Origin of the sequence: Kitasatospora cheerisanensis KCTC 2395, assembly GCF_000696185.1 — a bacterium.
GTDB classification, from domain to species: domain Bacteria; phylum Actinomycetota; class Actinomycetes; order Streptomycetales; family Streptomycetaceae; genus Kitasatospora; species Kitasatospora cheerisanensis.
The window spans coordinates 5,434,604-5,442,583 of record NZ_KK853997.1; the positions used below are offsets into that span (position 1 = coordinate 5,434,604).

Consider the following 7,980-nt stretch of genomic DNA (forward strand, 5'->3'; position numbering starts at 1 on the left):
CGTTGCTGAGTGACGCTTGCCCCGAGCACCCGAACCGAGGCATCGTCGGCCGGGTCGAGTAGGCAATGGAGGCAACTCATGGACCTGACCAGCTTCAACGACGGCGCGCAGTACATCGCGGGCCGCCCGACCCGGGGCTCCGGCGGCGAACCGTTCGACGTGGTCAACCCCGCCGACGGCAGCACCGTCCAGCAGGTCGAACTGGCCTCCACCGCCGACGTCGACACCGCCGTCGCCGCCGCCCGCGCCGCGCTGCCCGAGTGGTCCGGCGCCACCCCCGGCGCCCGCTCCGAGGCGCTGAACCGGTTGGCCGGCATCCTGGCCGACCGGGCCGGCCAGTTCGCCCGGGTCGAGACCGCGCAGACCGGCAAGCCGATCAAGCTGTCCACCGAGTTCGACGTCCCCGGCACCATCGACAACACCGCGTTCTTCGCCGGCGCCGCCCGCAACCTCGAAGGCAAGGCCGCCGGCGAGTACAGCGGCGACCACACCTCGTACGTGCGCCGCGAGGCCATCGGCGTGATCGGCAGCATCGCGCCGTGGAACTACCCGCTGCAGATGGCCGCCTGGAAGATCCTGCCGGCCATCGCCGCCGGCAACACCATCGTCCTCAAGCCCGCCGAGATCACCCCGCTGACCTCGCTGCTGTTCGCCCGGGCCTGCACCGACGCCGGCATCCCCGACGGCGTCGTCAACGTCGTCACCGGCGCCGGCCGCACCGCCGGCGAGCACCTGATCGGCCACCCCGACGTCGCCATGGTGTCCTTCACCGGCTCCACCGCCGTTGGCAAGCGGGTCGCCGAGATCGCCACCGCCACCGTCAAGCGCACCCACCTCGAACTCGGCGGCAAGGCCCCGTTCGTGGTCTTCGACGACGCCGACCTGGACGCCGCCGTGCACGGCGCCGTCGCCGCCTCGCTGATCAACGGCGGCCAGGACTGCACCGCCGCCACCCGCGCCTACGTCCAGCGCCCGCTGTACGACGCCTTCGTGGCCGGCGTCGCCGAGCTGTACGCCGCGATCCGCCTCGGCGACCCGCTGAACCCGCAGACCGACATGGGCCCGCTGGTCTCCTTCGCCCACCGCGACCGCGTGGCCGGCTTCGTCGAACGCGCCCGCTCCTACGCCACCGTCGTCACCGGCGGCCCCGCCGACGGCAAGGGCCACGACGGCCACGACCTCTCGCGCGGCGCCTACTACCGCCCCACCCTGATCACCGGCGCCGCCCAGGACAGCGAGGCCGTCCAGGGCGAGATCTTCGGCCCGGTGCTCGTCGTCCTGCCGTTCGACAGCGACGAGGAGGGCCTGCGCCTCGCCAACGACACCCCCTACGGCCTGGCCGCCTCCGCCTGGACCCGCGACATCCACCGCTCGCTGCGCGCCACCCGCGAGATCGCGGCCGGCTGCGTCTGGGTGAACGACCACATCCCGATCATCAGCGAGATGCCGCACGGCGGGTACAAGGCCTCCGGCTACGGCAAGGACATGTCCCAGTACTCGCTCGACGAGTACACCCAGGTCAAGCACGTCATGTTCGACACCACCGCGGTCGCCCGCAAGGACTGGCACCGCACCGTCTTCGGCGACCGCTGACGGAACGCCGGGCCCCCGGGGCCCGCGACCCGTGTAAGAGAACACCGGTACCCCGCTCTTCCCGGTGGCGACAGCAGGCACCCCGCCCGCTGCCCGTCACCGGGAGAGACGAGGAACCGCACGTGAGCACCACCCGCCACCCCAGCGCCCTGCACTGGCTGGCCGACGCCGCCCCCGACCCCGACGACTGCCGCCGCACCTGGGAACGCACCGGCCTCGGCCTCGCCCTGCTGCCCGCCGGCCGCCGCTGGGACGTCCTGCACGCCCCCGGCCCGCTCGGCCGCCCCGCCGCCGCCCTGCTCGACCGGCCCGGCGGCGGCCCCGTCCTGGAGGACCCGGCCGGGGACACCGTCGGCTTCCTCGTCCCCGTCGGCACCGCCGACCGCTGGCTCGGCACCGGCATCCGCCGCTCCGGCGACGGCACCTGGATCGCCGTCCCGCACCCCGAACTCCCCACCCGCGGCCCGCACTGGCTGATCCCCCCGCACCGCAGCGGACGCCTCGTCGACCCCGCCGCCCTCGAACTCGCCCTGCACGACGCCGCCGCGCACCTGCACTGCCCGCGATTCCCGCGCTGAACGGCCCACACTGTCCCCATGGACACCAGCACCGCCGACCCCGGGCCGCCCGTCCGCGACCGGCACACCCGCCTGCTCACGGACGCGCAGCCCTACTGCCTGCGGCACGCCCTCGCACTCGCCGGACCGGACGCGCTCCGCCTGCACGGCCTGCCGGTCCGCGTCCACGGCGCCGACCTGCTGCTGGTCACCGCCGAAGGCCCGCCGCTCGGCGACCTCGCCGCCGGACTCGCCGAGACCCTGCGCGCCGCCGGCCACCGCACCGAGGCCGCCCCCGGCACCGCCCGCCGCCACCAACTCGCCGTTGTGGACGGCGAGTCCAGGGTGGGCATCGAGCTGCGCCGGGAACCGCTGACCCGCCCGCCGGTGCTGCCCGAGGACGCCCCCGTCCCGGTCGCCGCACTGGAGGACGCGGCCGCGCTCGCCGTCCTCACCCTGTGCGAACGCGCCCTGCCCGCCGAGCTGTTCACCGTGCACGCGCTCACCGCCCGGCTGCGCGAAGGGCAACTCCTCGCCCTGGCGGCCGCGTTCGACGAGGAGTTCACCGCCGCGACGCTCGCCGACCGGCTGGAGAGCGCCGCCGCGCCGCTCCCCTCCGGCGCCGACGACACCCGGCAGTGGGCCGAGAACTGGGCCCAGGACCTGCGGCTCGACCTGCTGGAGACCACCGAACTCGCCGACGGACTGCACGACCCGTACCTGGACGACGCCGACCCCGACGGGGCGTCCGACGACCTGTAAGGGTGAATCGCGCTTCCCCGTCAGGGTGCTCGTTGAGCGCGCCGGGCAGGCCGCGCAGACTGGAGAACGAGCGCGGGACATCCGTGGACATCGGAGGCAGAGACCCTTGAGCAAGCACATCACGCACTGGATCGGCGGCCAGTCCGTCGCCACCGCCGGAACCGCGCCCCGCCGCGGCGACATCTTCGACCCGGCCACCGGCCAGGTCACCGGCCACGTCGACTTCGCCGAGATCGCCGAGGTCGACCAGGCCGTCGCCGCCGCCGCCCAGGCCTTCACCTCCTGGCGCAAGGCGTCCATCGCCAAGCGCACCCAGGTGCTGTTCAACTTCCGCGAGCTGTTCAACGCCCGCAAGGACGAACTCGCCGCGATCATCGTCTCCGAGCACGGCAAGGTGCACTCCGACGCCCTCGGCGAGCTCGCCCGCGGCCAGGAAGTCGTCGAGTACGCCTGCGGCATCCCGCAGCTGATCAAGGGCGGCTTCACCGAGCAGGCCTCCACCGGCGTCGACGTCTACTCGATCCGCCAGCCGCTCGGCCCGGTCGCCATCATCTCGCCGTTCAACTTCCCGGCCATGGTGCCGATGTGGTTCTTCCCGATCGCCATCGCGGCCGGCAACACGGTGATCCTCAAGCCCTCCGAGAAGGACCCGTCCGCGGCCAACTTCATCGCCGAACTGTGGAAGGAAGCCGGCCTCCCCGACGGCGTCTTCAACGTCGTCCACGGCGACAAGGTCGCGGTCGACCGCCTGCTGGAGCACCCCGACGTCAAGTCGGTCTCCTTCGTCGGCTCCACCCCGATCGCCCGCTACGTGTACGAGACCGGCACCCGCTACGGCAAGCGCGTGCAGGCCCTCGGCGGCGCCAAGAACCACATGCTGGTGCTCCCCGACGCCGACCTCGACCTGGCCGCCGACGCCGCCATCAACGCCGGCTTCGGCGCGGCCGGCGAGCGCTGCATGGCCGTCTCCGTCCTGGTCGCCGTCGACCCGATCGGCGACGAACTGGTCGCCAAGATCAAGGAGCGGATGGCCACCCTCAAGGTCGGCCCCGGCTGCAACGGCGACTCCGAGATGGGCCCGCTGGTCACCGGCGTCCACCGCGACAAGGTCACCTCCTACGTCGAGTCCGGCGTCGCCGACGGCGCCGAGCTCGCCGTCGACGGCCGCAAGCACGCCATCACCGGCGAGGACGCCAACGGCGCCCCCACCACCGACGGCTTCTGGCTCGGCCCCACCCTGTTCGACCACGTCAAGCCGGGCATGTCCGTCTACAACGACGAGATCTTCGGCCCGATCCTGTCGATCGTCCGCGTCCCCTCCTACGACGAGGGCCTGGACCTGATCAACAACAACCCGTACGGCAACGGCACCGCCATCTTCACCAACGACGGCGGCGCGGCCCGACGCTTCCAGAACGAGGTCGAGGTCGGCATGGTCGGCATCAACGTGCCGATCCCCGTCCCCGTCGCCTACTACTCCTTCGGCGGCTGGAAGGCCTCGCTGTTCGGTGACAGCCACGCCTACGGCGCCGACGGCGTCCAGTTCTTCACCCGCGGCAAGGCCGTCACCCAGCGCTGGCTCGACCCCTCGCACGGCGGCATCAACCTCGGCTTCCCCACCAACAGCTGACACCGCCGAACGCCGAACGGCCGGCCCCCTGCCAGGGGGCCGGCCGTTCGGCGTTCCCGCGTCGGACGGCTACTCCGCGCCGCTGTTCCGCACCTGCCGGCGCACCGTCGCCCGCACCGCCCGCGACACCACCGGACCCAGCCCGTCCACCACCTCGACCAGCACCCCCAGCTGGTCCAGCGCCGCGAACGCCCCCGCCGCACCCTCCGGATCCACGCCGTCGTACAACTCCAGGCCGATGAAGCCCGCCGTCACCGCCCGCGCCAGACCCGCCAGATCGAGGAACTCCGCCAGCGGATGACCCGTGAACAGCCGCGCCAGGACGGCCTCGATCTCCACCGTCCACAGCCGCAGCGCGTCGCCCGTCACCTCCGCGAGCTGCGGATATCCCTTCGCCCCCGCCAGGAACTGCCCCAGCAGCGCGACGTTCCCGTCCTCCCGCTCCCGCGCGTGCAGCTCCTGACCCACCGTCAGCAGCTCGCGCAGCGACCGCACCTCCGCGAACCGCTCCCGGTACCGCTCCAGCCGCAGCCCCGTCTCACGCAGCGCCGCCGCCGCGAGCAGCCCCTCCACCGTCTTGAAGTGGTAGAACACCAGCGCCTGATTGGCCCCGACCTCCGCGGCGATGCTCCGCGCCGAAACCCCCGAGATCCCCTGCCGCTTGAGCGCACCGATGGCCGCATCCATCAACCGCTCACGTGTGTCGCTCATGCGCCGCAGCGTAGCCGTCGGCCGCCCCGGCCGGTCGCCCGCATCCCGCTACCCCCGGACGTACTCGCGGACCGGACGCACATGACGCGGAACCCCCTCCGCCCCCACCCGCGGGTACTCCGCCGTGAACCACCCCTGGTACCCCAGCACCAGCCCCACCACCGGATTGGTCACCCGCACCCGGATCCGAAACCGACCCGCCTCCTCGTCGAACCACTCGTGCAGATCCGCCCGCCCCGTCAGCAACTCCGGCAGCACCGGCGCACCGACCAGCGAGGCCACCCGGTGCGCCTCCGAGGAGATCACCAGCCCGCCGCGCGGCGTCACCCCCAGCCGCAGACCCACCGCCAGGTGCTGATGCGTCCCCAGATAGTCGAGCACCGTCCCCGGCCGCCCCGGCGCCGCGACCATCGTCGCGTCGAAGCGCCGCGGCCGGGTGAACTGGAACGTCCGCACGAACGTCACCGTCTCCCGCCCGTACCCGTCCCGGTACGCGTAATTGGCGATCGTGAACGGCACCTCCCGGCCCTGCTCCGGAAACAGGATGTTCCGCCGCGTCCCCGCCCACAGCAACGGCACCAGTAGGCGCGACCCGCGCTCGATCCGCTCCATCCGCCCCGTACCTATGCAGGCGATCCCGTCCGCACTGGAGAAGCCGAACCGGCGCTGCAACTCCGGATGCAGCCGGTCGAAATCCTTGCCGAGCGCCGCATGGAAGATCGACCGGGTCCGGGTGGCGGCGGGGCAGACGGACGGGGCGACAGCGGTGATGGTCATACCTGCTCCAAGGTGCTCGTGGTCGTCTTCGGGAATGCCGGACCGTGCTGTCGGAAGCCGACGGCGCTAGCGCTGCGGACGGCGCTGTCCGCTGCGGACGGCGGGGCGAGGGCGGCCAGCAGCTCCGGCGGACGGGCCGCCCTCCGTTGCGGGCGCCGCCGGCAGCGGCGCGCGGCCGGAGTGAGGCGGGACGGGGGACGACTGCGGAGAGCGCCAGCAGCGCCCCCGCGGTCAGCACGCCCGCCGCGGGCCGGCCCGTCGCCGCCGCGGTGCCCCACGCCGCGAGGGCCGCGACTCCCGCCCGCGCCGCGATCTCGCCCAGGCAGTGCCGGAGCGCCCGCTCCGGCGAGACGCCGCGCTCCGCCCACAGCCGCAGCCGGTCGAACGACCACGCCGTCAACCACCCGACGAACGGCCGCACCAGCCACCGGTCCAGCTGCGCCCCGCCCGGCCAAGGCCAACTGCGGTAGTCGTAGCCGGTGACGAAGGTGACCGTCGGGACACCGTCCGGCGCCACCGTCTCCGGCAGGTAGCGCCAATACCCCGCACCCTCCTGCAGCGGGGACCACCCCGAGTCGGCAACGAACCGCAAGGCACCCACCCGCTGCCCGTCCGCCCGCCACCGCTCCGCCGTCGTCACCCCCGTCCCCGTCAACGCCGGCCCCCGAGCCGGCCCCAGCAGGTACCGGAACCGGACCGGCCCACCCCGCCGCTCCCCGCCGGGCGGCTGGGGTTCGGGCGGATGCAGATAGTCGATCCGGCTGAACCGGCCGTCCCAGCGCTGGTGCAGCCACGGCTGCTGGGTGAGCTCCCAGAGCGTGTCCAGATCCGTGCGCATCGACAGCTCGACGTAGATGGGCGCGGCCGAGCGTCGCCTCTGACCAGGCATGGATGTCCCCCCGTCGGTGGATTTGAGCGATCGCTCAATCCGTGGCGCGGCCATCATGGCAGAGGTTTGAGCGAACGCTCAAGAGCCGCGGGAGGCGAGTGGCCGGCGGCTGCCCGCGGAGGTGTTTGCACCTGGCGCGGATCCGGCGTAGTGTTCACTGGTCGCTCGGCAGGGAGCACCGGACACGCATCTGTGTGGACGGTCCCGGGGCGGCCAATCCCTGAGAACCAAGTAGCTGATCCTGACGGGTCGCGTCCTTTTCGCGTCTCCGTTCGTATTTGTTGTGCGCGTTTTCGGAGATTGCGGCGGATTCGCTTTTCGGAGCGGGGATCGGCTAGAGTTTGAAACGTCGGACGGGCCGTCAGGTCGCAGAAGACAACAGCGAGTCGGATCGAAACTCCGGAAAACGGAGCGGAAAACATCTGATAAGCTGGAAACACGAAAGAACGAAGCGCCCGGAGGGTCCGCAGGAGTGCGGCTCGAAGGAAGCGTCCGTTCCTTGAGAACTCAACAGCGTGCCAAAAGTCAACGCCAGATATGTTGACATCCCCGGCCGGTCTTGATTGATCGGTTGGAGATTCCTTTATGAAGTAATATTAGCGAGGACGCAGTGCGCAGGACCGCCCTATTCCGGTGGTTGCTGTGCCGCTCCCCGTGGAGACATTCACGGAGAGTTTGATCCTGGCTCAGGACGAACGCTGGCGGCGTGCTTAACACATGCAAGTCGAACGGTGAAGCCCTTCGGGGTGGATCAGTGGCGAACGGGTGAGTAACACGTGGGGAATCTGCCCTGAACTCTGGGACAAGCCTTGGAAACGAGGTCTAATACCGGATACGACCTTCTCCCGCATGGGGGTTGGTGGAAAGCTCCGGCGGTTCAGGATGATCCCGCGGCCTATCAGCTTGTTGGTGGGGTAATGGCCTACCAAGGCGACGACGGGTAGCCGGCCTGAGAGGGCGACCGGCCACACTGGGACTGAGACACGGCCCAGACTCCTACGGGAGGCAGCAGTGGGGAATATTGCACAATGGGCGAAAGCCTGATGCAGCGACGCCGCGTG

6 protein-coding genes and 1 rRNA gene (1 of these 7 running past the window's edge) are annotated in these 7,980 nt (G+C 71.6%); 5 read left to right on the forward strand and 2 right to left on the reverse strand.

What is annotated here, in order from left to right; genetic code table 11:
• Positions 1-78 precede the first annotated feature (78 nt).
• From KCH_RS24775 to KCH_RS24790, 4 genes are all read left to right on the forward strand, one after another.
• Entirely contained in the window at positions 79-1,593 is a 1,515-nt protein-coding gene (locus KCH_RS24775; protein WP_035866605.1) for a gamma-aminobutyraldehyde dehydrogenase, read from the forward strand.
• A gap of 122 nt (positions 1,594-1,715) precedes the next feature.
• Positions 1,716-2,171 carry a hypothetical protein gene (locus KCH_RS24780; RefSeq protein ID WP_035866606.1) on the forward strand — a complete coding sequence of 152 codons (456 nt, stop codon included), beginning with the start codon at positions 1,716-1,718 and terminating at the stop codon, positions 2,169-2,171.
• Positions 2,172-2,189: 18 nt separating this feature from the next.
• Positions 2,190-2,912 carry a hypothetical protein gene (locus tag KCH_RS24785; protein ID WP_035866608.1) on the forward strand — a complete coding sequence of 241 codons (723 nt, stop codon included), beginning with the start codon at positions 2,190-2,192 and terminating at the stop codon, positions 2,910-2,912.
• Positions 2,913-3,018: 106 nt separating this feature from the next.
• The gene (locus tag KCH_RS24790) at positions 3,019-4,542 is read left to right on the forward strand and encodes a CoA-acylating methylmalonate-semialdehyde dehydrogenase (RefSeq protein ID WP_035866610.1); all 1,524 of its coding nucleotides are present in this window, start codon (positions 3,019-3,021) and stop codon (positions 4,540-4,542) included.
• A gap of 69 nt (positions 4,543-4,611) precedes the next feature.
• On the opposite strand, the gene KCH_RS24795 is transcribed toward KCH_RS24790, so the two are convergent.
• Both KCH_RS24795 and KCH_RS24800 read right to left on the reverse strand, forming a co-directional pair.
• The gene (locus KCH_RS24795; protein WP_035866611.1) at positions 4,612-5,253 is read right to left on the reverse strand and encodes a TetR family transcriptional regulator; all 642 of its coding nucleotides are present in this window, start codon (positions 5,251-5,253) and stop codon (positions 4,612-4,614) included.
• Between the two features lie 48 nt (positions 5,254-5,301).
• The gene (locus KCH_RS24800) at positions 5,302-6,030 is read right to left on the reverse strand and encodes a DUF4166 domain-containing protein (protein ID WP_051653419.1); all 729 of its coding nucleotides are present in this window, start codon (positions 6,028-6,030) and stop codon (positions 5,302-5,304) included.
• A gap of 1,552 nt (positions 6,031-7,582) precedes the next feature.
• On the opposite strand from KCH_RS24800, the gene KCH_RS24805 reads away from it, so the two are divergent.
• Positions 7,583-7,980, forward strand: a 16S ribosomal RNA gene (locus KCH_RS24805) (it continues 1,119 nt past the right edge of the window).